We start from the raw sequence: 343 nt of genomic DNA, 5'->3' as shown, positions 1-343 counted from the left end.
CTCGCCCGAGGCGAGCACACCGGCGGCGTGCCGGGTCCACGGCCGGTCCGCCTCCGCGCGCTCGTCCCGCGCGTACACGCCCAGCGGGCGACGCCCGTCGGCGTCCGGCTCGCCGACCGACACCCGCAGCCGCACCCCGCCGCGCTCCGGCAGGATCAGCGGCTCGTCCAGGGTCAGTTCCTCCAGCAGCCCACAGCCCACATGGTCCCCGGCGCCCACCGCCAGCTCCACGAACGCGGCGCCGGGCAGCACGGCCGTGTCCGCGACCGTGTGGTCCGCCAGCCATGTGTGCGAGGCGAGCGACAGCCGCCCGGAGAACACATACGCGTCCGCGTCGGGCAGC

General features: G+C 77.0%; 1 protein-coding gene. It reads right to left on the bottom strand.

Going from position 1 to position 343, the window contains the following annotated elements; translation table 11 throughout:
- A partial coding sequence (locus tag KN815_RS48365; protein ID WP_216348110.1) for a polyketide synthase dehydratase domain-containing protein occupies positions 1–343 on the bottom strand: 343 nt, incomplete at both ends.

Source organism: Streptomyces niphimycinicus, from assembly GCF_018883605.1.
Lineage (GTDB): Bacteria > Actinomycetota > Actinomycetes > Streptomycetales > Streptomycetaceae > Streptomyces > Streptomyces niphimycinicus.
This window is presented reverse-complemented; position numbering and strand designations above follow the sequence as displayed.